Genomic DNA, 24,496 nt, shown 5'->3' with positions numbered 1-24,496 from the left:
ACGATCAGAATTTGGGTCCGTGACACACGCCGACGAACGTGCGCCCCGCGTCGATGATCCGCACGTCGCAAAACCCGTGCTCCAGCACATTTTTCAAACCCGCCTCGGTGAAAATCGCCACGTGGCCGGGATCGTTCACGACCTCGGTCGGCGTCGTCACCACGGCGCTTTCGCGCGTGATCCGCGCGAGCCGTTCGACGAATGCGAACGGATCGTCGATGTGCTCGATGATCTCCCCCGCATGAATGGCGTCGAAACTTTTTTCGGGGTAATTCATTTCCTGCACCAGGCCGTGTTCGAAAATCACCTCGGGATAAAGTTTACGCGCCTCCTCCACCACAGCGAGGCAGCCTTCGAGTCCGATGATGCGTTTGGGATTCGCGTGTTTGCGAATCTCGTTGGTCAACTCGCCCGTTGCGCACGCGATGTCGAGAATTTCCTCGCCCGTGACGTTGGCCAGAACCGCCTCGAGACGCGGCTTGTGCCACGGCTTGGTGAAGAGATTGAGCCGCACGTTGTTCGCGAGCCAGTGGTTGACGCCGTAATCATCGACCTCGGCCTGAATCGTCTTGATGTCTTTAGAGGACACGGACCACCTCGTCATAAACGGCCTGGGCGGAGATCGCCTTCATGCACACCGCGTCGTCGCAGGTCCACATGACCGGCGTGCCGTAACACGGAAAATGCGGACAGCCGCCGCCGTCGCTTTTCACCACATGGGCCTCGTGATTGTACGGGTGATTTTTGTGCCAGAGCGTCCACGCCCAGATCGCGACGACCGGCCGCGCGAGGACGTCGGCCACGTGCATGAGCGCCGTGTCGTTGGTGACGAGCAAATCGCACCACGTCAGAAAATGCGCGCTTTGGGCGAAAGTCCAGACGCCCGTGAAATTCCAGCAACGCCGCCCCACAGCGGCCGTCACCGCTTTTCCAAAGGCGGTCTCCGACGGACCTCCGAGGACGACCAGTTGCGTATCTCCGCGCGCCGCCAGCCGCCGCGCCAAATCGCACCAATATTCTGGGGGCCACAATTTGTTTTTCCAGGCCGGATTCGCGCCATTGACGAGCGCGACCAGTTTTTCGCCTTCACCGAGCGCCGGACGCCAGGACCACCGCGTCTCGATCACGGTGGGGAACTGGCGGGATTCCTTCAGCAGATCCGTATAATGTTTGACCTCGTGGCGCGGGTCGTCGCGCCATTTCGGCTTGACCTGTCGGATGACATTGGGGCCTTCGACGACTTTTTCCACGGGCCAACCCCAAAGCACAAAGACGCGATCAAACCGCGCGGGCACGTTTTCGGCGTCCTCATAATCGCGCACCGGCCAACGCGAGATTGAACGCACGGACGCGGTCGATTCGAAATCGCGCGCCATGAAAATTTCGGGGGCGTTCAGATTTTGCAAAAACGGCGTCGTGAGAATGAAATTCCCGATGCCGTTTTGAAACAGGACCGCGTCAGCCATCGTTTCTCCCGCGAAAGTTGACTTCCCGAATTTCCTGAGTGGCCCTCACGTCCGGGTTCATGAACGATTTGCCCGGGATCATGCGCACGAGCGACTCGAAAGGCATGTAGATATTATAGCCTGCGGTGTTGAGCCTGTCGGTGAGCTGTTGCCCGACACCGGAGCTGAGCAGGGGGTCTCCGTCCCATCGGCGCGGATCCATCGCGTGCACGCAGTACGACAGAGCCTCGAGCGTATCCCTCGTTCCGAACCACATGCCGTCGAACCAGCCCGAGAACCAGACCTTTCGTCCGTCCAACGACATGAGGGTGCCCTCCTTGGCCTGCCAGATATGGCCATCGCACAGGATTCTTCGCTGGATGTTCAACGCAATCTTCCGCTTGTCGGTTATCGCGCTCCAATATTCCAGGATCGCGTCGAAGAACCGTGTGCAGATCTCGGCGTCGTCTTGCAGAATCACCATCGAGTCCTCCGGCGACGCGATCATGATCCGAAAAATGTCGTTAAACGTTTTCCAGAATCCGCGCTTCCCGCGATTTTCCTCGTGACGGTGCATCGTGACGGGGGTCTTCACCGAGGCGATCCATTGTTCGACCAGCGAATAGTCCGCGGTCGATGCGTCATCGAACACGTCGACGGCAACCCGGTAGCCCTCGGACTCCTCCTCGATCTGACGCAGGAGGATCAACAGATTTTCAGGTCGGTTATAGGTCGGGATGAAAACATGAACGGCGCGCGAAGGCGATTCTATCCGGGGACTCGCCGGCGGCGCGAGAATTTTTGTAGGCGTATAGATGCTTCCGCCGCCTGAACGAACCTTTTGCGCCAACTGATAGAGGGTCGGGTGTCCCCGGTAAGGGTCCTTCGGCGGAGGCGGCGCACCCGGAGGCGACAGATCGAGGTCCATCGTTTCCCACAACCGCCGTCCCGCGAACCACGACCCGTCCACCCAGCCCGAGGTGACAAAATCGACGCCGTCATGCTCGACAACGCTGTGAAAGACAGGGCTCCACCATCGGTAAAGCGCCTTGGCGTCGCGCGGCAGATTCACGATCGTTTTGTTCGCGTCCGGAATGGCGTTCCACAGACGCGCGAGCTCGTCGAAAAATCCCGGCACGATGCGACTGTGATCCTGCAAGACAATCAAAAAGTCGGGCTGTTCCTCGCGCGCGACGGCGAAGATCTCGTTGTAGGTTTTCCATAGCCCGTCGCGCGCGCGATTTTGCGCATGACGTTCGTAGACGACGGTGTCCCCGTGACCGCGCGCGAAGTCGCGCACGGCGGAGTAGTCGCAGTCCGAACAATCGTCGCGAAAATGAATCCGCACTCGCCGCCCGACGGACTGCTCAACCAGATCGCGCAGCAACGCCTCGGCAAACCGGGGTCGATTGAACGACGGTAGAAAGACGAGAAAGCTCGGGTCACCCGTCATGGCTTCAGGCACCATGCGACCTCACCACCGCCGCATCGGAATCTCTTCGGAGCATCGGCCGCGCGCAGGACCTCCACCGTGAATCCCGCTTCGCGGTATTTGTCGTACCAATCCGCGCCGGGTCCCCACCAGTGATCGCTTTCGCCCGGCGTGTCGAAGAGCACCGTTTTTTCGCCAACGATCGGGATCTCGATGACCGCCACGCCGCCCGGCTTCATTACGCGGTGAATCTCGGCGATCGCCGTATCGACCTCCCGGATGTGCTCGAGCACGTGCGACGCCCATACCACATTCACGCACGCGTCTTCGAGCGCGATGGCGCACAGGTCGCCCTGGATGTCGATCTCGCGGGCGGCGTCCGTATCAAAGCCGATGTAGCGCCCGAACGAGCGCAGATACTTCGCTACGCACGGCTCCGGGGCGACGTGCAGCACCGCGCGGGATTCTGCTCCGTCGAGCAAACCTCGGTCGCGGGCAATGAGCCACCGATGGCGCATGCGTTCGAGCGATCGACAGACGGGGCAACGCGCGTGTGCCCGGCCGCGATACTCCTGAAACGCCCCCACGTGGCCGCACAGCGGGCACTCGAATTCGTCACTCATCCGCGCTCCTGTCGATTACGGTGCAAAATACCCATAACGCACGCATCCCGCGAGACGTCCGGTTCGAAATGCGAGCCGCGAGACCCAATCGAGAAACTCGTCGTCGTAAACGCCAGGTGCTTCGCCATCGTCGACGATGACAGCCCGCGCACCCAAACCGAGTGCGAGCGCGTTCCGATGCGCGCGGTCGAGCGTTCCCCGCGGGACGTACAATACCCGATTCGCGTCGCGCTCGTGGCGACTCGCCACCGCCTGCCCGTATCGCTCGTACGCGTCGGCGTCGTAGAGACCGCACACGTCGATGCCGCGTCGGCGAAGCGGGCGAAGTTTTTCGAGAAGCGCCGACTCGAAGTAGTCCGACGAGACGACGATGGTCTTCATGCCCGCGGACAGTGCGGATTCGCGTCCGACGATGGGAAGATCGCCAAGTCGCCCCCACTTCGCCGGGTCGTCGTCCACGATGCCGGCGACGCCGAGAGCGCCCAGGTCGAGCAGCCCCGCCGCGCGCCGCGTATGTTGCCCCGCCCCATAGATGTACCAGCCGCCCGGCTTTTGCGTTGCGATCGCATCGAGAGCCGCCGCGAGATAATCGGGATTCGGCGCGACAGGAATTTGAACAGCATCGCTCATCGGAAATGCCGATTTCGCGGGCGAACCGCCGTGCGCCGAGAAAACACGCACGGCATTTTCGTCGATGAACTCGCGCGCGTGCATCGTCGGCACAACTCGCCCGTGTGAAGACATGCGCTCGCGCAAAACGCCGCGCGCGCGTCGCGCGAGACCCGACCACTCCGTGCGTGCTTCGCTCCACCGCGCGGAAACGGACCTCGTATGATGCGTCTTCGCCACGTAGGTCGATCCGTATCCGTAGCGCGCGAAGACGCGAAACAGGTCTTGGACGGATTCGCGATGCCGGTGACGCACGACTGCGAACTCTGCGAATCGCACGCACCACCGACCGTCTTTGCGCAGTCGAAACGTCAGGTCGAAATCGCCGCCGGACTTCAATTCCTCGTTGAACGGCCCGATCGCCTCGATCGTCTCGCGCCGCCAGAAACAGTTCACCGTCGGCACTCCATATGCCTCCGCGGTTTCGACCTCGGGCCCCGGAAACAGGTGCGGAGAGCGCGCCTGAAAGTGCGCCACATCGCTGTCCGGATTGAGCGCGTCGGTCCGGCCCGCAACGCACCCCACCTGCGGGTGCGCGAACCACTCCGCGCCGTTCGCGAGCCAGTCGGGGTGCGCCACGGCGTCGTCATCGATGAACGCGAGCACCTCGCCACGCGCGACGGCGATTCCGCGATTGCGCGCGGCGTAGCTCGAATGGCGATGGTTCACGAACTCGTAACGAACGTGCGGATACGACTGAATCACCCGCGCCGTATCGTCGGTCGAGTCGTTGTCGACGACGATGACCTCGTACCGATCCCTCGGGTAGGTCTGCCCGAGGAGCGAATCGATCGTCGGCGCGAGTTTGGCGGAGCGATTTCGTGTCGGCACGACAACCGACACAAACGGTTTCTCCGGTGGCGCGGGCACGTAGGATTCATTGACGAGCAAGGCGTCCAGCGCACGCAGGACCTTGGCGGGCGCGAGCATCTCCGTGCACCAAGCACGCCGGGGACGGCCACCCCCCATCACGAAGCACGGCGAGCACGCGACCGGTTGACGCACGATCGCGCTGCGCCCGGCCAGCGGGGGATTCTTCGCCCAGGAGGTCGGCCCGAACAGCGCGACCACCGGCGCGCCCACCGCAGCGGCGAGGTGCATGAGTCCCGAATCGTTACTGACCATCACGACCGCACGCGCGAGAATTCCCGCCGCGCCCGCGAGCGAGGTGCGTCCGGCGAGATTCACGATACGTCCTGTCGTCACGTGGCGCATGACGTCGTCCGCAACGTCCACCTCGTCCGGACCGCCGAGCAGCACCGCGTGCGTGCCGCGCTCCGCCATCATGTCGATCAATCGCGCAAACGACGACGCCGGCCAGCGCTTCGCCTCCCAGTCGCCGTGACAGCCCGGATGCAACGCCACGAAGCGATCGGGCACGCCGTGCTCACGCAACGCGCGCTCGGCCTCGGCCTGCCCCGTCGCCGTCACGTCGATACGCGGCGGCCGGAACTCCGCATCCGCTCCCATCGCGCGCAGCAGATCGAGATTCAGTTCTGCCTCGGTCCGCGCAGGATCGGCGGCCAATCGAACGACAGCCGGATTCTCGCGACGTGGGACGTTGTGGCAAACCGTCTTCGCCCCCGAAGCGTTCGCCGCCGAAATCAGCGCCGCGTCGACGGTGGGATACGTAAACAAAACGACGTCGGGGCGCACGTCCGCGAACCACGCCGCCGCTTGCTCGGGATTTTCGTAAACCGCGCGGCGAAGATCCGGGCAAGTCATCTCGGCGATCGACGCGCAACGCGAGTCGACGAACAGGATCACTTCAGCTTCCGGAATTGCCTGCCGGGCCGCTTCGATGAGGGGCAACGCCAAAATGAAATTGCCCAGCCCGTAACGGCGGACGATCACGATCCGGCGCATCGATGTTGGCGCGTTTGTCATCATTCGACTGTCGAGTGCGTGGCCCACGCAATATCAGTGTTCTTTTCGGGCGTAAACGCTCCGGGCTTAATGATTTTCGGCCACGTCCTTGACAGTTCGCCGCACGCACGCCGAAATCTCCGCTGTCACGAGGAAATGGGGCGAATTTGGAACGTCCAATCGCAGTTGGCGGTGTGCACAGGGCTGATTGGGCCATCTTGCTGGCGCTGCTGCCCGTCATCGCGTTCCTGCGTCTCACGACGATGTCCAACACGCTGTGCGACCCCGATCTGGGAACGCCCGCGTACGCATCGAGCCTTTTCCTCGAAGGCCGCTGCGCCTACTCCGACGCGGTGGTGACCAAACCTCCCGGCACGCTCGCGCTCTACGCCGCGAGTTTCGCCCTCTTCGGCCGCGACATGCGTCCGATCTACGCGCTTGCGACGCTTTTTGCATGGGCGAGTTGCGCGCTCCTCTATCGGATTCTCGCGATGACGATTCATAGAGCGGCGGGAGTCGTGGCGGCGATTCTCTACGCGATGTACCAGGCCGAAATGGTCAGCGCGGGAACCTGCCCCAACTTCGAATTCTGGACGATTGCGCCATCACTCGTCGCGCTGCTCGCGCTCTCGGTTCCGCCGTGCGCGCGCCGCCACGTTCTCGCCGGCATGGCCATGGCGGTTGCCATCGCGATGAAGCAGTCCGCGTTGTTCTTTGCGATCGCGTGCGCGATCGAGATCGCCCTTCGCCGGTCGACCGGGGCGCGTTGGTCGCCCGCCTCGTCGGCGCGCGCGCTTTCTCAGTTCGCCCTCGGCGCGGTCATCGGTGCAGCGCCCTTCGTCGCCATGCTCGCTGTAACCGGATGCATCGGCACGGCCGCCGACCAGCTCAATCCCTTCGGCATGTTCGGGTACCGAACGGGCGCGGACTGGACGACCACCTCGCGCCTCGTCGCAAACCAGTGGCTGCGTTTGTGGCGATCGAGCCCCGCGCTCCTGACGGCGTCGGTGGCCTCCGTTGCCATGCTCATCGCCGCACCCTCGTGGCGGAACTCGGCCGCGCCGGTGCGCGCATGGATGCTTTACGCGCTCGCCGCTCTGGTGTCCCTCCTCATGGGCGGTCACTGGTACGGGCACTATTTTGTCGTGCTGTTTCCGGCGGCGTGCCTGATGGTCGCGGCGGGGCTCACGCCGATCGCGCTCGCGCGCCCGCGACGGATCCGAATCGCCATGTGCGTCGTTGTTTTCGCCCTTGTCAGTTTCGACATGCGCACGGAGTTGTCGTGGGCAACGCTCTCCGCGCGGGGGTTGGAGAAGGAATCGACGCCGTTCACCGCCGAAATCGCGAGGCGAAACCGCGACTTCGTGTTTGAACGCGCCGCGCACAATCAGGTGGCGAATCATCTGGAATGGCAGCCCACGCTCGCCGCCGCCGCCGAGTTTGTCCGCCCGCGCCTCGCACCCGGCGATACGATCTGGACCTACGACTACCTGCCCGAGATGTACCTGTTTCTGGACGCGTTCGCGCCGACGCGGCATCAGGAGAACTTCGAGATCGTCGCCGCGGACGACCTCTCGCACACGCTCCACAATTACGGGCTGTGGCACGTGCGCACCGATGTCGATGTGCTGCGGACGCGAGCTGATCTCCTGGCATCTTTCGCGAATTCCCCTCCGCGCTACGTCTTCCGTTACGCACAGGACTGCCGCCGACACGCGCCGTTTCCCGGTCGCGGACGCGTCCCGCCGAGTTGGCCTTACAACATCTGGGGCGACCCGATGGCGCATTGCCCCCCGCGCGTGGAGACCTTCGCCGAACTCGACGCGTTCCTGCGCGCGAACTACCGAATTACGCCTTGGGCGTGGGATACGGTGATTTCGATCTACGAACTCGGCGAGACGACCGCGTCGCCCTGATCGACCGGCCCGATGCGGATCGGGCTCGTCCACGCCATCTCGCCGTCCACCTGCTCGACACGCAGATAGTAGAACCCGCGCGCGGGCGGCGACGGATCGCGCCACTCGGCCTCGAAATCCAACACGCCCGGCACTTCGGCGGTGACGACGCGAATGGACTGATCGTCGAGATCACCGCGAAAAACCGTCGCCGCGCCGATGACGTTGGTGCCGTGCACGGTGAAACGCCCCTTGGCCTCGGCCCCCGCCGGCAGCACGCCGCCCATCGAAGTTTCGCCCGCGGTGAACTCGACGACAATCCGCGCGCCCGTGGTGGCGTAAGTGCGCCGCGCGCGAAGGGCTTCGAGAATCCCTTCGCGGTCGAAGCGCCGCGCGCTGAGTGCCGTGATGCCGCCGGTGTCGAGGATGAGTGGCAGTTTGCGGAAGTAGTTGGTCGACCCCGGCCGCGCGTTGTGATTGTCCGAACCCCCGACAAGCCCGTAGTGCGGCCCGGAGAGCAGCGCCGTGCGCACGTCGTTCTTGGGGTCCATCGACGACTCGGGCATGCGTCCCGGGCACGACACGCACTCGCAATTGCCGTGGCTCGACGTGACTTCGACGACCGGTGTTTGCGAATCGACGCGACCCGAGAAAACCGCGGGCGCCCAATTTGCGCAAGTGTGATGACGAATCACAACCGGCTGATGCGGACGCATGAAATCGAGTAAACCGTCGAGAGTCGCGCACTCGGGCTGGTTCGAACCGCAGCGCACGGCGCGGCCCGGGAAGAGCAAATGCGCGTGGCCCTCCGCCTCGGATTTCACCCCCCCGAAGGGAAACGACGCGGTCCACTCGTAACCTGCAAAAGCGACAAATCGTCCCGGCGCGTTCCACGTCTCGGCCGACTCCATCAACGATTCCCATTGGTCGTGGCTCATCGCACAACCCCAGATGGCCTCGACGTGATCCGTGACCGCCGCAAAATCCAGAAACGCCGTGTCGCGCGCGTAGCGGTATGCGCCGCCGGGCGTTTCGGTCGTGAATCCGTCGGAATAGCCGGTGTGGCTGTGCGGATCTCCCCACAGCAACGTGCCCTCGCGGAGTGCGTCGTCCACGACGATCGGGTTCGAACGCCCGATCTCGAGTTCCCGTTCCCCTTCGCGCCGGATGATCCCGAAGCGGAAAACGCCGTTTTTTTCCGGCGACCAGTTGATGGTCGCCACGCCGTTTTCGTCGGTGCGCAGCGGCGGCAGATTCGGTCGTTCGCCGTTGATCTCCAGACGCAGTTCGCCGGGGTCGGTCGACGCATTTCCCCATCGATCGAGGCTCGCGATGCGAATGCCGATCGGTTGGCCGAGGCGGGCGTAAGACGGCGCAACGACTCGCACGGCGATCGGCGCGCCGGCGCGAACCTCGCCGCTGCACGTGCCGATCGTCGTCTCAGTCTTGGTCGCCGCGTCGCGCAGTACGAACTCGACGGGCAGCGCCGGGGTCGAACGCAAAGGCAGGCGATACTGCTGAACGCGAATCCGCAGGTCATGGTCTTTCACGGATTTTTCCAGCACGACCGGCACATCGAACCGCGAGCGCGACTCCGAGCCGCAGTCGCCCTTTGCGTCGCCGGTGCCGACGGTCAGTTCGCCGCCGTCCACGACGTTCGCATACACGAGCGGGCGCGGATCGACCTCGTCCGGATACTTCGCACCGGGCAGGCGCACGACCAGCACATCGCCGGACGGCTGATCGGCGAAGCGCAGTGTGATTTCGGCGTCGTCGAGCGATCCCACGGACCCCGCGAGCGGATCGACGCACGTCACGATCGGCGGCGGCGGCGCGGCCGTGCGCGCGCACGCGGCGACGCAAACCGCGAATATCGGAAGCCACCACGCGCGCAAATAGTTCATTTCGCCGACCGATCCATGCGGAGCTTTGTCCGAGCGCTGAAAACCAGCTAATAGAGAACACACGCCCACAACGCAAGCGTAGGCAGACCTTGGCAAGCACCAGCGAGCAACCGGCCCGCGCGCGGGGTTTCGTTTGACCGACGCATCGCCATCGCCCGACGACCGCCCGGCCCCGGCGCGCCTCGTCGCGTCGCTGGCCGTCGTCGCGCTCGCGCTCGGCGTCGTCATCATGACGCACCGCATTCTCGCGGGCGCGGTCCCGTTTCAGGACGAGGGCGATCACGCCAACACCGCACGCCTGCTCGCCGCGGGCGGCGTGATGTACCGCGACGCCTTCAACGAAAAGGGACCCGGGCTCTACCGGATCACGGCGGGCCTCTTCGTGCTCTTCGGCGAAGGCTGGAGCGTGCTGCGCGGCGCGGCGCTGGCCGGGGTGCTCGCATCGGCGATTCTGATCGCGCTGCTGGGCACCCGGCGCGGCAAGCCGCTGGCCGGCGCGTTCGGCGCGCTCATCTACGCGGCGCTCCATGCGTTTTTCTTCGGCGATGTCTGGCAGTCGGAATCGGTGCTGGCACCGATACTGCTGGCATCGCTCTGGCTCATGACGCGCGGTGACGGCGAAACGTACGTTCCGGTTCGCCGGTTCTTTTTCGCGGGCGTTGCGCTCTTCGTTGCGACGTGCGTGAAACAGACCGCATGGATGCCTGTCCTCGCGATATTCGTCGCAACGCTGTGGCCGGGGTCCGGACGCGTCGGACGAAAAGACGTGGTCGCGCTTGCGGCGGGGCTCGGCTTACCGTGGCTCGGCGAAGCCGCCGCGTTCGCCTCCGTCGGTGCGTGGAGCGACTTTCTCGAGGGCTACACGTTCCCGTGGAGGCTATTCCGCACATCCACGTACGTTTATTGGCCTTCGCTCGACGAGTGGTTTTTTCAGCTCCCCATCTGGCTGATGGTGCTCGCGGCCGCGGTCGAGGCTCTCCGCACGCGCACACCGATCCCCGCGGGTGACCGGCGGCTGCACGCGGCCGCGCTCTTCGGCGCGGTGGGCTTGCTCTACCCGTCGCTGTTCGCGCACCACCTGCTGCCGTTGCTCGCGGTCGGCGCGTGGCTCTTCGCGATGGCGATTGCGCGGTATTGGACGGAGCGGCGCTACGTCGCGACGATCGCGTGGTGCGTCAACCTCGCGGTGTTCTCGCTGAGTCCCATCAGTTCGGGGCTGTTCCAATGGGAGCGCCGGCTCGATCCCGGCGAAATCGCCGCGCGCCGCGAAATCGTCGCCGACCTCGTCGCCACCACCGCGCCGAGCGACCCCGTCTTCGCGTTCCCGCACGATCCGACATATTACTTCGACGCGAATCGGCAACCGCCGGGCCGCTACGGATTCCTGTTGCCGTGGACAGCGCCCCCCGTCGTCATCGACCGTTTTCTGAGGGAATGGGACGCGCGGCCTCCCGCCGTCGTGATCTACACCTATCTCAACAACTGCACGCCCTATGGGCAAGAACCGAAGGACTTTCTCGCGCCCCTCCTCGACCGTTTCGATTCCGGCTGGCGAATTGAACGCGTCTACGAAAACGCGGTCGTGCGTCTCGCGCCGGACGGGGCGACGGACGAGCGCGACCGCTGCCGCGTGCGCGCGTTGTTTCACGCGGGCATTGCGTGCGGCAACAAGAATCCCGAATGGGTTTGGGAGCAGATCGATCGCGCATGCCCACCGGCCGCGGCCGCGAGCGCTCCGTAGCTCACACGCGGCCTGTCAGGGCGATGACGCAATTCGATGTTGGCGCGATTTTGCCTTGACCTTGGCAACGGGGGGCGGCTAGACCTGAACCATCGATCGAGCGCGGACGAAATGCGGGCGGGCGCGCCCAATTTGCCGCGCGTTCCGGGAGGCCGAGCCATGAACGCGACCGCACCGCATGTCTTCATGTACCAGCGCATGCACGTGCAGCGGATCGCGATGACGACGCTGTCGACGGTCCTCAAGGACGCGGGCATGACGACCGAGCTGGTCTCCGGCGAACCCGCGCTGCTGACGAAACGTCTGCGCGAACACTCCGGGCGCGCTTATGTGCTCTACACGGCGATGACCCCGGAATACGGACCCGTGCGCGACATCGCCGCGAACATGCGCGCACAGTTCGGCGACCGCATCCGCCAGTGCGTCGGCGGTTATCACGCGATGTTTTTCCCCGAGCAGATCGACACAAAGGTCTTCGACGGCGCGTGCATCGGCGAGGGCGAGCGTGCCGTGGCCGACTGGGTGCGCCGCGAAGAGAACGACGCGGACCATGCGATCCCAAACATCTACGATGGCGCTCATCCCTACGACACCATCGATCTCGCGCCACTGCTCACCGCGAGCGAAATCCCGCAACCCGACACGCAGATCCTCAAGGACACCGGGGCCTACGACAAACGGCATTTTTTCATCGCGTCGGGCCGCCGCTGCCCGTACCACTGCACGTTTTGCCACAACCACCGCTCGATGCGCCTGTTCAAGGGCATGGGCGAGTTCTACGTGCAGCGCTCCATCGACGACATTCTGGTCGAAACGCGCCGCGCCGTGGCCGAGCTGGGGATCAAGCGTTTCGCGTTTTACTCCGACCTGCTGGCGCTGCACCGCGACTGGTTTCTCGAATTTTTGGCGGCCTATGAACGCGATTTGCGCACGCCCTTCAAGTGTTTCGTACGCGCGGACCAGATCGACCCCGAGGTCGCGCGCGGCCTTATCAACGCGGGATGCGAGTCGGTGGAGATGGGTCTCGAGACCGGCAGCGAGGAACGGCGCAAGGCGCTCAAGAAAAAGATCACGAACGAGGATCTGTTCCACGCCATGAAGTGCCTGCACAACGTGGGCATCCACGTCCAGACGACCAACATGCTCGGCTTGCCGGGCGAATCGTACCCGGAAGCGCTCGAAACGATCCGCTTCAACCGCGAGATCGGTGCGGATCAGGCTTGGTTCATCCTCTTCGTGCCGTTTCCCAAGACGGATTTGGGCGACGACGCAATCGAGATGGGCATGGTCGGCAACAACCTGTGGCCCGAGGTGCTCGACATCAACCCGCACGACCGCAGCCTGCTGACGACGCCCGAAGCGCGGCGCATCGAGATTCTGCACAAGTTCGCCTACATCCTGTTTTTCTATCCGTGGATGGAGAGCTTCGTCGAACGACTGTCGCACGGGCCGTTCCGCGCCGTGTACAGATTGATCTACCGGGCGAGTTATTTCTGGCTGTTTTATCGGCGCTCGCGGCGGCTCTCGTTCCGCGAGGGCGTGCGCACCGTCTACCGCGCCATCGCCGACCGACTTTAGGATTCCTCACCAGGCGATGTCGGTCCCATTTCGGTCGATGAACCTCCCGGCGTCGCGAAGCGTCAGCCGCGCGATGGTCGCCATCATCGCCGCAACGGACTCCTCGACCGCGAGACTCGCGTTGGGCCCTCCCATGTCCGTCCGAACCCAGCCCGGGCACATGGCGACCGAGACGATGTGATCGCGGACAAGCCCCTCCGCCACCGAGCGGTTCGCCATGTTCAGCGCCGCCTTCGACATGCGGTAGGCGACCATCGTGTCCGATGGTTCGGCCCCGGCGATCGATCCCGCGCCGCTGGAGATGTTGACGACGAGTGCCCGGCCCGAAGCCGTCAGCATCGGGCGTACCGCGCTCGTCACGCGCAGCGGCCCGATTGAATTGACGTTGAAGGTTTCGAGCATCCGACCGGTATCGAGTCGCGTCCAGGACCGCCCCTCGTCGAGCAACACGCCGGCGTTGTTCACGAGCACGTCGATGGCTTCGAAATGCAGCGCCCGTGCGAACTTCGCGACGGACCGGTCGTCGGCCGCGTCGAGTTCCAGCACCTCGAGCCGGTCCCCCGTCGCCTTTTTCAGCGCCGCCAGCTCCGCCGCCTCGGGTGGCCGGCGCGCCGTGCCGATCACCCGGTGCCCGCCCGCCAGCCATTGCCGGACGAATTCGAGACCGATACCGCGATTCGCCCCGGTGACAACAACATTTTTCATGCCCGACACGTGACCTCCGCGCGAAGCGATCGGTTGAGGTTGAAAAAAACGGGTGAAGCCGGATTATCGATAAAGCCCTCCGAACGGGCCATGAGATGCGTCAGCGCGGTTCATTCTCGAAATAATCGTACATCCGGTTTGACACCCGGGGGGCGAATTGTTACGCTCCGCGCCGTTTCGGGGGAGCCGTTTTCGGGAGTCTCATGCGCCCTTTCGCGCCCGTCGTCATCGCCGTTCTGACCGCGTCCATTCTGCTGGTCCCGGCGGGCTCGCGCCCGGCGAACGCGGGCGAAGGCGACGAGGTGCTGGTGGGATTTCTAATCGGCACCAGCGCGGGGCTGGTGGCGGGCGGCGCGATTACGATCCTGTGGCGCAACCCCGATGCCGACCGCAACATCACGACGATCCTCGTCTCCAGTTCGCTCATCGGCGCGACCGCCGGCACCCTGTGGGGTCTCAGCCTGCCCGATGACGCGTTCGAAAAGGACCCGGTCGTATCGGTGACCACGGACGGACAGGTCCGTTGGTCCCTATCGTTCCCGACGATCGGCCTCGCGACGATCGCGGAGCACCGCGCCGACCGCATCGGCGGCCACGTCGAGTTGCTGGGCGCGCGGTTCTGACGCCGCCGGGCCCGCCTTTGTTCCCTCGCTGGAGATTTCATGTTCGACGAGCTGCGCCTCGACCGCGTTGAACGCCCGTCCCGCTACGTGGGCGGCGAGGTCGGCATGGTGCGCAAGAATCCCGCCGACGTGCGCGTTCACATGGCGCTCGCGTTCCCCGATCTGTACGAGATCGGGATGAGCAGCACGGGTTTTCACATCCTGCAGGAAATCGCGAACAAGAATGCGTGGGCGCTTTGCGAGCGCGTCTTCGCGCCCGCCAAGGACATGCTGGCCGAAATGCGTCGCGCGGGTGTGGATCTTTATGGTCTGGAGACCAAGACCCCCGTGCGCCACATGGACGTGATGCTCGTGTCGATTCAATACGAACTCGCGTGCACGAACGTCGTGCTCATGCTCGACGCCGCCGGAATTCCGCGCCGCGCCGAGGCGCGTAAAAACGGCGATCCGCTCGTCATCGCGGGCGGCCACTGCGCGTCGAATCCCGAACCCTGGGCGCCGTTTTTCGACGCGCTGGTCATCGGCGACGGCGAGGAGGTCGTCGTCGAGATTCTCGAAGCCCTCGACCGCACGCGCGGCGCGGATCGTGCCGAACGCCTCGAAGCGATCGGGCGCATCGAGGGCATCTATCTGCCGCACCACTGGCGGCCGCGTTACGCCCAGGGGAAATTCGCCGGATTCGACCGTGACGAGCGCGCCGTGCCCGCGAAGCGGCGCATCGTGATGAACCTCGACGACGTGCCGCACACCACCTGCCCCACGCTGCCCAACACGCCGCTCGTGCACGACCGGCTCGCGGTGGAGATCATGCGCGGCTGCACGCGCGGCTGCCGCTTCTGCCAGCCGGGCATGCTGACGCGACCGATGCGCGAGCGTTCGGTCAAAGCCCTGACTGAGATCATCGAGGAGGGTCTGGCGAAGACCGGGCACGACGAGGTGACGCTGCTGTCGCTCTCGTCAGGCGACTACACGCAGATTCTGCCGTTGCTCACCGAACTGACGGACCGCCACGCCGACCGGCACATTTCGATTTCGCTTCCGTCGCTGCGCGCCGAGGCGGTGAATGCCGAGGTCTTCGAAAAGATCGGCCGCGTGCGCAAGAGCGGCTTCACCATCGCGCCCGAAGCCGGTACCGAACGGCTGCGCGCGGTGATCAACAAGCCCATCAGCGACGAGCAGATCCTCGACGCGTGCCGAGCCGTGAACTCTCAAGGTTGGTATCTCGCGAAGCTGTATTTCATGGTCGGTTTGCCGACAGAGACTCAGGATGACCTCGACGCCATCCTCGATCTGTGCTTCCGCGTGCTGGCCGTCATGCGCGGCCACGGTCACGCGCACCGCGCGCAGGTGAACGTCAACGTCGGCACCTTCGTGCCCAAGCCGTTCACGCCCTTCGCCTGGGAACGGCAACTGCACTACCGCGAGGCGTGGGAGCGGCTGGATTATCTGAAGGCACGGACCCGGCGCACGCGCGTCGAGCTCAAGGGCCACGACGCGCGCATGTCGTTCATCGAGGGCATCATCGGGCGCGGCGATCGGCGCGTGGCCGACGCCATCGAGCGCGTCGTCGATACCGGTGGCGGCTTCGACGGCTGGACCGAGCATTTTTCGGTCGAGCGTTGGGAAGCGGCGTTTGCCTTCGCGGGTGTCGATGTCGACGCGCTGCTGGCCGGGTACGCCGAGGACGATCCGCTCCCCTGGGACGGCGTGGACGCGCAGCTCGAAAAGAAGTTTCTGCTCAAGGAGCGGCGGCTCGCCTTCGAGGCGGCGACGACCGACGACTGCCGCTGGGCCAAATGTACCGCGTGTGGGTCGTGCGATTTCGACGACGTGAAAAACCAGCTCGCCGAGGATCACGTCCCCGTGGTCTTCACGCCACGCGATGGCGAAACGACGCCGAATGCGCCGATCGCCCGTCCGCCGGCCGAGTCCGTTGTTTCGCGCTACCGCGTGCGTTATGGGATTCGCGGCGAGACGCGGCATCTGGGGCACCTCGAACTCATGCCGATCATCCATCGCGTGCTGCGCCGCGCGGGTATCGACGTGGCCTATACGCAGGGCTTCAGTCCGCAGCCCCGTGTCGCGTTCGGGCCGCCGATCTCGGCGGGCATCGAGAGCGAGGACGAGTATCTCGACCTGTTTGTGCTCGGCGCGACCGGGTCCGAAGAGATTTTCCGGCGGCTTCGCGAGAACGCGCCGGGGGGCATGCCGATTCTCGACGTCCGGCAACTCGCTCTGCGCGAGGCAGCGCTTTTTCAGCAAATCGCCGCGTCGGAGTATCGCGTCGATCTGCGCGGGCTCATCGACGACGGCGCGCTCGACCCGGATACGCTCACGAGCGCGGTGGACCGTTTCACGAACGCCGAGACGTGGCCGGTCGAAATCCCCCGCAAGAAGGGCGTCCGGCGACTCGACGCCAAGCAGGCGATCGACCGCGTGTCACTCGTCGGCGAACGCCATCTGGCGCTGCGCATCCGGCACCGGCCCGACGAGGGCGGCATCCGTCCCGCGGGCGCAGTGGCCCTGATCCTGGCGATCGATGAGACGGCCGTTCGTCGGGCCCGGTGGACAAAGACCAAGACCTACTTTAATCCCTTGGAAACGAATCCAATCTGTTCCCCGCCCAAATCGGGAGAGCGCCTGCATGGCGAGCGAACTGATCATCAACGTGACCGAGCATGAAACCCGCGTCGCGCTGCTGGAGCACGGCGTGGTCGTGGAGTTCCACGTCGAGCCGGGGCGCAAGGCCGGCGTGGTCGGCAACATTTATAAGGGGCGGTTATTGCGCGTCCTGCCGGGCATGCAGGCGGCATTCGTCGACGTGGGACTCGAACGCGCCGCGTTTCTGTACGTCGCCGACATCGTCGGGCACTACAAGAACGCCGGGATGCGCATGCCCGGCGGCGACGGCGATTCGTACGAGAACGGCGCGGGCGAGGGATACTCCGACGATCCCGAGGCGGCGGGCGCAGAGCCCGAAACCGTCCCGATCGAGCAACTGATCCGCGAAGGTCAGGACATCCTCGTGCAGGTCGCGAAGGAGCCGCTCGGCACCAAGGGCGCGCGCGTGACCAGCCACATCAGCCTGCCCGGTCGCTACCTCGTGCTCATGCCGACGATGACGCACGTCGGCGTTTCGCGGCGCATCGAGGACGAGGAGGAGCGCACGCGGCTGAAGACGATCATCGAGGGCCTGCGTCCGCAATCCGACATGGGGTTCATCGTCCGCACGGCCGCCGAGGGCGTGGACGAAGAGACGCTGCGCGTCGATCTGGAGTTTCTCGTCGGCGTGTGGGAGCGAATCGGCGGCAAGAAAGACCGCGACAAAGCGCCGTCGCTCGTGCATTCCGATCTTTCCATCGTGCTACGCGCCGTGCGCGACCTGCTGACCACCGACGTCGAGCGCGTGCTGATCGACAGCCGCGAGGAGTACGAGAAGATCCTGCGCATCTACGGCGATCGCATGCCGTGGCTCAACTCGCGCATCGAGCTCGTCGAGGGCGAGGAGCCGATCTTCGACCGCTACAATCTCGAGATCGAAATCAGCCGCGCCCTGCAAAAGAAGGTCTGGCTCAAGAGCGGCGGATACATCGTCATCGAGCACACCGAGGCGCTCACGTCGATCGACGTGAACACGGGCCGTTACGTGGGCAAGCACAACTTCGAGGAGACGATTCTCAAGACGAACCTCGAAGCGGTGAAGGAGATCTGCTATCAGCTCCGCTTGCGCAACATCGGCGGCATCATCATCATCGATTTCATCGACATGGACCGCGAACTGAACCGCGAGAAGGTCTACAACGCCCTCGCGGAGTCGCTCAAGGCCGATAAGGCCCGCACCAACGTGCTGAAGATTTCGGAACTGGGCCTTGTGCAGATGACGCGCAAACGCACCCGGGAGAACATCCTGCGGCTGCTGTCCGAGCCGTGCCCGTATTGCGACGGGCGCGGATTCGTCAAGGGCCGCGCCACGGTGTGCTCCGAGGTCTTCCGGGCCATGCACCGCGAGGCGCGCCGAACGGGCGAACCGTCGCTCGTCGTGCACGTGCATCCGGACATCGCGGACATGTTCTACGAAGAGGAACGCAGCGGCGTCGAGGAACTGGAACGCAAGCTCGGCAAGATGATCATCATCAAGGATCAGCCGAGTTTCCACATCGAACAGTTTGAGGTGTTTTCGCAGTAGATGCGCGTATCGGCGGGCATGACGTCCGCGGCCATCGGCGCCGCGGCCGCTTTGACGCTCGCGACGATCGAACTGACCGTCGCGCGCGCCGGCGCGCCCCCCGGTGCGTTCCATCTCGTCTGGCGCCACGCGTTCGCGGCCATCGCGATGGAGATGGTGATCGGCGCGGGCCTCGGCGCGGCCCTGGTCACTCGACCTCCGTTCTCCCGCTTTCTGTTCCCGATCGGCATTCTCACCTTCGTCCAGTGGGGTCTGTGGGGCTCGCGCTGGCTGCTCAATCGCCACGGACTCGGAACGCACCTGAACGTGCGGTCGATCGCGGTCGTGGTTGCGTCGATCGTCGCCTGCGCGGCGCTCACTGCCTTCACGATGCGCGCGAAGTCGGGCCGGCGCTCGGGCTTGGCCGGACTCCTGCTAATCCCGTTCGCGGTCTATACGGCGCATTGGGTGCAGACGCATAACGAGAGCGATCACCACTACCGCGCGAACTACACGCTGCATCACCCCCAATCCGCCGTCCCACCGTCGAGCAACGCGCCGCCCCCCGGGGCGCGAAACCTGCTCGTGATCGTTGCCGACACGCTGCGCGCCGACGCGCTGGGTTGCTACGGAAATCCCGACAACCCAACGCCGGTGATCGACCGCCTCGCGTCGCGGGGGGTGCGTTTTGCGGATGTGACCTCGACGAGTTCCTGGACGCGCCCCGCGATGGCGACGCTCTGGACCGGGCTCTCCCCACGCGAACACGGCGTCAACGCCTTGGTCGGCAACCTCGACGAGTCCGTCGAGACCATCCCGGAACGATTCCGCGCGATGGGTTACGACACTTTCGCCGTGGTCGCCAATCCGATTCTCAAGCAGCACTTCGGCTTCGGACAGGGATTCGCGAGCTTCGACGACCGAACTCATGCCACTGACGCGGCCTACTTCATGGCGGGGTATCTGCCGGCGGTCGCGCTCGGCGTATCGCAAGAGCGCGCGATGATCCGTTCCGATCGCGCCGCGCGGGTCGTCGATCGCTTTTTCGAGCGACTCCCCAATGATCGTCCCTTTCTCGCCTGGGTACATTTTTTCGATCCGCACGCACCGTATAGTCCGCCCGAGGCGTACAAGAAAAAATTCGTGCGCACGCCCGTTCCGCACTTTCGCTACGGATATGACGGCACCGACCTCGAGCTCACCGAGGACCGTGCGGCGTTCGCCACGTACCGAGCGCTCTACGACGCCGAGGTGCGTTATCTGGATGACCAGCTCGGCCGTCTGTTCGTGTCGCTCATCAGGCGCGGTCTCGACCGCAATACGGTCGTCGTCTTCCTCTCCGATCACGGCGAGCAGTTCCGCGAGCACGGCGGCCTGTTGCACGGGTATTCGCTCTATCAGGAAGAGGTCCGCATTCCGCTCATCGTGACGGGTCCCGATCTGCCGCAGGGCGCGGTCGTCAATCGTCCCATCAGCCTCGTCGATCTGCCGGGGGTGTTTGAGGAACTGGCCCGCGTCGCCCCGAAGCAGGGCTCTCGCGATTGGGCGCGCCTAACCGACGAGTCGGCGACGCCGGGAGCGTTATTCGCGGACGTCGACGCGAATCTTCACGGCATCGATGTGGCGCTCAGTTCCGTTCGCCAAGGGATGCAAAAACGCATGGTCGACCGAAATCGCGAACGCACCGAATTGTACGATCTAGCCGTCGACCCCGGGGAGATGTTCGATTTGACGGACCAACGGCCACCTTGGGGCGAGTCGCTCGGCGAGTTGCAGAGGGCCTTTGACCGCGACCATCCCCGCGTTCGCCGCGAAGCCGCGGAACTCGACGCCGCATCGAAGGACGCGCTACGTTCCCTGGGCTACATCCAATAGCCATCCGCACTTTTCGTAATACTTGAAGTAACTTCGACTGGTCCAGCGAGTCCTCCGGCAACCCCCAGCATAGAACTATTTCTAGATATTCCAACAAGTTACGCGCACGAGCACGTGTGGCACTCTCCTTGCTCTTCTGTTCCTTCGGTTGATGCACCGGCTCAAGGATGGCGCCGGTTGGAACAGGGGGGTCAACATGGGTCTCGAAGTTGCGATGAACGCCGCGATGGCCACGTTCCTGGTGGTCTCACTCGTCATCATCCGCAAGCGGTGGAACTAGCGTCCGCCGTCTGATGATTGCCGGCGGTTCGCCGCCGGGCGCGCGCGCCGGACCGGGCCGACCACGACCGGCCTGGTCCGACGAATCGGTCTCGGGCCCGACCTCCGCCGATTCCGGCGTCTTTGCCCGCACGGCGGCCGATTGACACGATCGGCCGCCGTTCCCATTCTGCGCGCTTCCTTTCGGTGAGGCGCATGCGTTTTCCGGTCGAGTGGATCCTGCGAAACGCCCCGGTGGTGATCGCGGCGACGGTCGCGCTCACTATCGCGTCGTGCGTCGCCGCGACCGGCGTCGTCTTCGATTTCAACATGGAGAACCTGCTTCCCGACCGGCACCCCGAGCGAGTGGTCTACGAGGAATTCCAGAAGCAGTTCGGCGAGGACGACGCGACCTACCTGCTTGCCGTCGAAGCGACCGACGTCTTCGCCGCGGACGTGCTGCGCGACGTGCGCGATCTGAGCCTCGAATTCCGGAATCATCCGGCGGTCGAGGAGGTTCTCTCTCTCACGACCTTCATGTTCCCCCGCGTCGCGGGCGACCAGATCGACATCCGCCCGTTCGTCGAGGTGGTGCCCGACGACCCCGCGACGCTGGAAACGCTGCGGGCGGAGGCGCTCGCCAATCCGTTTCTGCCCGAAAACCTTGTCTCGAAGGACACGAAAACCACCGCGATCGCCGTGCGGCTTCGGTCTACATCCAACAATCACGAAGCCCGCGCCGAGTTCGAGACATGGTTTCGCGAACGCATGGCGGCGTACGCGAAACCGGATCGAGCGTTTCACCTCGGCGGCACGCCGGTGCTGCGCACCGCGTACATTCACTACGCGCAGCTCAATATCCTGATCTTCACACCGCTCGTCATTCTGATGTTGATCGTCGTTCTGTGGTTCACGCAGCGCAGCGCGGCGGGCGTCCTGTTGCCGCTTGCCACGGTCGCGGCCGCGACGCTGATGACCGTGGCGCTGATGCGTCTGACGGGTGTCACGATCAATCTGCTCACCAACGTCGTTCCGTCGATCATCCTCGTGTACGGCATCTCCGACGCGATCCACCTGATGGTCAAATACAAGGAGGAGTACGCCCAGGTCCCTGACCGCAGGCGCGCGCTCATCTCCACGACGCGAAAAATCGTGATCGCATGTTTCTGGACCAGCGCGACGACGGCCGTCGGCTTCGGTTCGCTCTTCACGTCGAGCAACAAGGTCGTGCGCGAGTTCGGATTCATCACCGCCGCCGGTGTGATGATCGCCTATATCATCAACGTCGTCTTCGTACCCGCGGTGCTCTCGCGCATCGCGCCGCCCACACCGGAACGCACGCGCGCTTTCGACCACGGAACGGTCGCCGAAATGTTGCGCCGGATCACCGACCTCGTGATCCGCCGACCGAAACCGATCGTCGGCATCGGCGTCGGGCTCATGCTCGTCGCTGCGCTCGGCGCGGCGATGATCGAGCGCGAATATTATTTCATGCAGGACCTGCGTCCCGAAACCGAAATCCGGCAATCCTACGAATACCTCGACCGGCATCTGGGTTCGGCGGTTCCATTCGAGATTTCCGTGAAAAGCCGAAGCGGCCGGCCGGTCACCGATCCCGCCGTCCTGCGCGAGATCGACCGCATCGCGACGCGCATGCGCGAGATCCCGGAGATGGGAAAGGTGCTGTCGCTCGCGGAGTTCGTGAAAGAGATGCAGCGCCTGTTGGGCGGCGGCGGCGCGGACGTGTATCGCATCCCGGAAACGCGCGAGGCCGTCTCGCAGTCGCTCCTGCTCTACTCGATGTCGAGTCCCGATCCGACCGCGCCCTACATGACGTTCGACGAGACCACGGCGCGGATTTCGGCGCGTACGCCTGACATGGGCCAGCGGCGCTTCGACGCCGTCTCGAAGGAACTGCGCCGGTTTGTCGCGAGCGACATCGATCCCGATCTCGACGTTCACATCACCGGCGCGGGTCCGATGATCGTGGTGCTCGTCGATCGCCTCGTCATCGACATGGTGACGAGCCTGCTGTCGGCCTTCGGCATCATCTTTTTCATGATGTGGTTCGAGTTCCGCTCGCTCGGCCTGTCGGGCCTGTCGATGATTCCCAACCTGATCCCGCTGGTCTATGTCGCCGGACTCATGGGTTTCGCGGGGGTCACGCTAAACCCCACGACCGCCGTGACGTTCTGCATCGCTCTCGGTATTGCCGTCGACGACACGATCCACTTCCTCGTGCGTTTTCGGTACGAATACGCGCAGGATGAGCATCACGCGAATGCCGTGCGTCGCTCAATGCGCGGCACCGGGCGCGCGATGGTGTTCACGTCGGTTGTGCTCGTGATGGGCTACCTGGTGCTGGTCACGTCGAACTTCAAGGCGAACCGCGATTTCGGCTGGCTCTCGGCACTCATGATCGCCATCGCCCTGCTCGCCGACCTGTTCGTCACGCCCGCGCTCATCCTGCTCGCGAAACCGAAGATTCGTCATCGCGACCGCGAGCCGGAGGTCTAACCGCGCTCAGTCCGCGGCGGCGGGCGTGGGTGACTCGTCGGGCGCTTTCGCGCGGTCGATCGCCGCGCCGAACAGCTCGTCGATTTTCGTCTTCACGATCCGAAACAGCGCGAGATTCGTCGCGTTCATCCGATAGGGGTCGGACAGGTGAAATGCGAAGGGATCGATGCGCGGGGCGTCGTCCCCGGGAGCGGAGCGCAGCTCGTAACGCAGTCCCGTCGGTTGGCCCGTGGCGAGCGCACCGACCTTGGCGATCAATGCGCCCGCGTCGAGTTCGGCGCCCGCCGTCACCTTGATCGACACGCTTTCGAGCCCCGCGAAGGTCGCGAAAACGCCGGTGCCGAGGTATTCGAGTTCCACGCAGTCGCCCTGCTCCTTCGGTCGCCAGTTGACCCGCACGACGCGAGACGGAAATGGCGCGACCACCTCCGTCCCCTTGTCGGCCAGGATTTCGGTGAAGGTCGCGTTGCCCTGGCCGAAAAGACGCCCGAGCCGCGTGTATCCCTCGATGGGCGAACGGCGCAGGCGCGGCAGATATGCGTTGCCGTTTTCATCGAAATATTCGGGGGCGCTTCGATTCGGCTCCCAAAAATAATAACCCATCACCGCGCGGCCGAGCGCGGCGCTCTCGTAACGAAGGCCGTACAGACGCACGGCCTGCGTCTGGCCGGGGTCCTTGAAGACCATGATCGCCGCGTCGCCCCGCGCCATCTGGCGTTGCGTGTCGAGTGCATGACGAAGAATCTCCTGCGACGACGACGCGAGTTGCCGCGCGAGGCCCACATTGTCGGGCATGAGTTCGATGAGCGAGGCGAGCAGGCTGCGGTCGACCACGACGCGAGCCACATAGAAGTCGTCGCGACGAAAAAGAAAACGCCTGTCGTTCGAACGGGCCTTCTCGGTCAGGTCAGGCGTCGGTGCGGGGGTCGCGGCGGGGGTCGCACCGCCGACGTCGCGCCCGCTCGGGCCTTCCTGCGCGTTCGCGAGCGACAACGAAACCGCCAGCCACGCGAAACCGATCGCGGCGAGAATCTTTCTTCCGGAGGTTCCGGGGAAATGCATCGAGCCATTCATGCCATTTCGCCCCGCGCGCGTCCACCGAGGGAATCCCCGTTCGTCATCCGTCGATTCTTGAAGATCCACGAATCCGCTCTCCGCCGTATTTCGCGGGAAGGTCTATTCAAGGTGAATTGACATGGA

At 64.5% G+C, this 24,496-nt stretch carries 16 protein-coding genes; 8 read left to right on the top strand and 8 right to left on the bottom strand.

Features of this window, described 5'->3' with window-relative positions; all coding sequences use genetic code 11:
• Positions 1 to 4: 4 nt before the first annotated feature.
• Genes IT350_00620 through IT350_00600 form a run of 5 tightly spaced genes read right to left on the bottom strand, consistent with a single transcriptional unit; the run spans position 5 to position 6,059 of the window.
• Positions 5 to 589 (bottom strand): class I SAM-dependent methyltransferase, encoded by a 585-nt coding sequence (locus IT350_00620; protein ID MCC6156527.1) that lies wholly within the window; start codon positions 587 to 589, stop codon positions 5 to 7.
• Positions 579 to 1,466 carry a glycosyltransferase family 9 protein gene (locus tag IT350_00615; GenBank protein ID MCC6156526.1) on the bottom strand — a complete coding sequence of 296 codons (888 nt, stop codon included), beginning with the start codon at positions 1,464 to 1,466 and terminating at the stop codon, positions 579 to 581. The genes IT350_00620 and IT350_00615 overlap by 11 nt, the downstream gene beginning before the upstream one ends.
• Entirely contained in the window at positions 1,459 to 2,913 is a 1,455-nt protein-coding gene (locus IT350_00610; GenBank protein MCC6156525.1) for a glycosyltransferase, read from the bottom strand. The genes IT350_00615 and IT350_00610 overlap by 8 nt, the downstream gene beginning before the upstream one ends.
• Positions 2,895 to 3,500, bottom strand: a complete 606-nt coding sequence (locus tag IT350_00605) for a methyltransferase domain-containing protein (GenBank protein MCC6156524.1) — start codon at positions 3,498 to 3,500, stop codon at positions 2,895 to 2,897. The genes IT350_00610 and IT350_00605 overlap by 19 nt, the downstream gene beginning before the upstream one ends.
• Positions 3,501 to 3,515: 15 nt before the next feature.
• A complete protein-coding gene (locus tag IT350_00600) occupies positions 3,516 to 6,059 on the bottom strand; it encodes a glycosyltransferase (GenBank protein MCC6156523.1) in 2,544 nt (847 codons plus the stop codon).
• Positions 6,060 to 6,253: 194 nt separating this feature from the next.
• Here IT350_00600 and IT350_00595 point away from each other — a divergent pair, with 194 nt between their 5' ends.
• The gene (locus IT350_00595; protein ID MCC6156522.1) at positions 6,254 to 7,951 is read left to right on the top strand and encodes a glycosyltransferase family 39 protein; all 1,698 of its coding nucleotides are present in this window, start codon (positions 6,254 to 6,256) and stop codon (positions 7,949 to 7,951) included.
• On the opposite strand, the gene IT350_00590 is transcribed toward IT350_00595, so the two are convergent.
• The gene (locus tag IT350_00590; protein ID MCC6156521.1) at positions 7,918 to 9,834 is read right to left on the bottom strand and encodes a DUF3604 domain-containing protein; all 1,917 of its coding nucleotides are present in this window, start codon (positions 9,832 to 9,834) and stop codon (positions 7,918 to 7,920) included. The genes IT350_00595 and IT350_00590 overlap by 34 nt on opposite strands.
• Positions 9,835 to 9,967: 133 nt before the next feature.
• Between IT350_00590 and IT350_00585 the strand changes: the two genes are divergently transcribed.
• Positions 9,968 to 11,575: a glycosyltransferase family 39 protein gene (locus IT350_00585; protein ID MCC6156520.1), complete on the top strand. Its 1,608-nt coding sequence runs from the start codon at positions 9,968 to 9,970 to the stop codon at positions 11,573 to 11,575.
• Between the two features lie 159 nt (positions 11,576 to 11,734).
• Positions 11,735 to 13,153 (top strand): B12-binding domain-containing radical SAM protein, encoded by a 1,419-nt coding sequence (locus IT350_00580; GenBank protein MCC6156519.1) that lies wholly within the window; start codon positions 11,735 to 11,737, stop codon positions 13,151 to 13,153.
• A 6-nt stretch (positions 13,154 to 13,159) separates the two neighbouring features.
• On the opposite strand, the gene IT350_00575 is transcribed toward IT350_00580, so the two are convergent.
• Positions 13,160 to 13,858, bottom strand: a complete 699-nt coding sequence (locus IT350_00575; protein MCC6156518.1) for an SDR family oxidoreductase — start codon at positions 13,856 to 13,858, stop codon at positions 13,160 to 13,162.
• A 203-nt stretch (positions 13,859 to 14,061) separates the two neighbouring features.
• On the opposite strand from IT350_00575, the gene IT350_00570 reads away from it, so the two are divergent.
• From IT350_00570 to IT350_00550, 5 genes are all read left to right on the top strand, one after another.
• Positions 14,062 to 14,481 (top strand): hypothetical protein, encoded by a 420-nt coding sequence (locus IT350_00570; protein MCC6156517.1) that lies wholly within the window; start codon positions 14,062 to 14,064, stop codon positions 14,479 to 14,481.
• 39 nt (positions 14,482 to 14,520) lie between these two features.
• A complete protein-coding gene (locus IT350_00565; GenBank protein MCC6156516.1) occupies positions 14,521 to 17,163 on the top strand; it encodes a TIGR03960 family B12-binding radical SAM protein in 2,643 nt (880 codons plus the stop codon).
• The gene (locus tag IT350_00560; protein MCC6156515.1) at positions 17,126 to 18,667 is read left to right on the top strand and encodes an Rne/Rng family ribonuclease; all 1,542 of its coding nucleotides are present in this window, start codon (positions 17,126 to 17,128) and stop codon (positions 18,665 to 18,667) included. Before IT350_00565 ends, IT350_00560 begins: the two co-directional genes overlap by 38 nt.
• Positions 18,668 to 20,521: a sulfatase gene (locus IT350_00555; GenBank protein ID MCC6156514.1), complete on the top strand. Its 1,854-nt coding sequence runs from the start codon at positions 18,668 to 18,670 to the stop codon at positions 20,519 to 20,521. It begins immediately after the preceding gene.
• Positions 20,522 to 20,995: 474 nt separating this feature from the next.
• Positions 20,996 to 23,296, top strand: a complete 2,301-nt coding sequence (locus IT350_00550; GenBank protein MCC6156513.1) for an RND family transporter — start codon at positions 20,996 to 20,998, stop codon at positions 23,294 to 23,296.
• 6 nt (positions 23,297 to 23,302) lie between these two features.
• Here the strand turns inward: IT350_00550 and IT350_00545 are convergent, their stop codons facing one another.
• Positions 23,303 to 24,370: a M23 family metallopeptidase gene (locus IT350_00545; GenBank protein ID MCC6156512.1), complete on the bottom strand. Its 1,068-nt coding sequence runs from the start codon at positions 24,368 to 24,370 to the stop codon at positions 23,303 to 23,305.
• Positions 24,371 to 24,496 lie beyond the last annotated feature (126 nt).

This window comes from Deltaproteobacteria bacterium, from assembly GCA_020845895.1.
GTDB lineage: Bacteria > Lernaellota > Lernaellaia > JACKCT01 > JACKCT01 > JADLEX01.
This window is presented reverse-complemented; position numbering and strand designations above follow the sequence as displayed.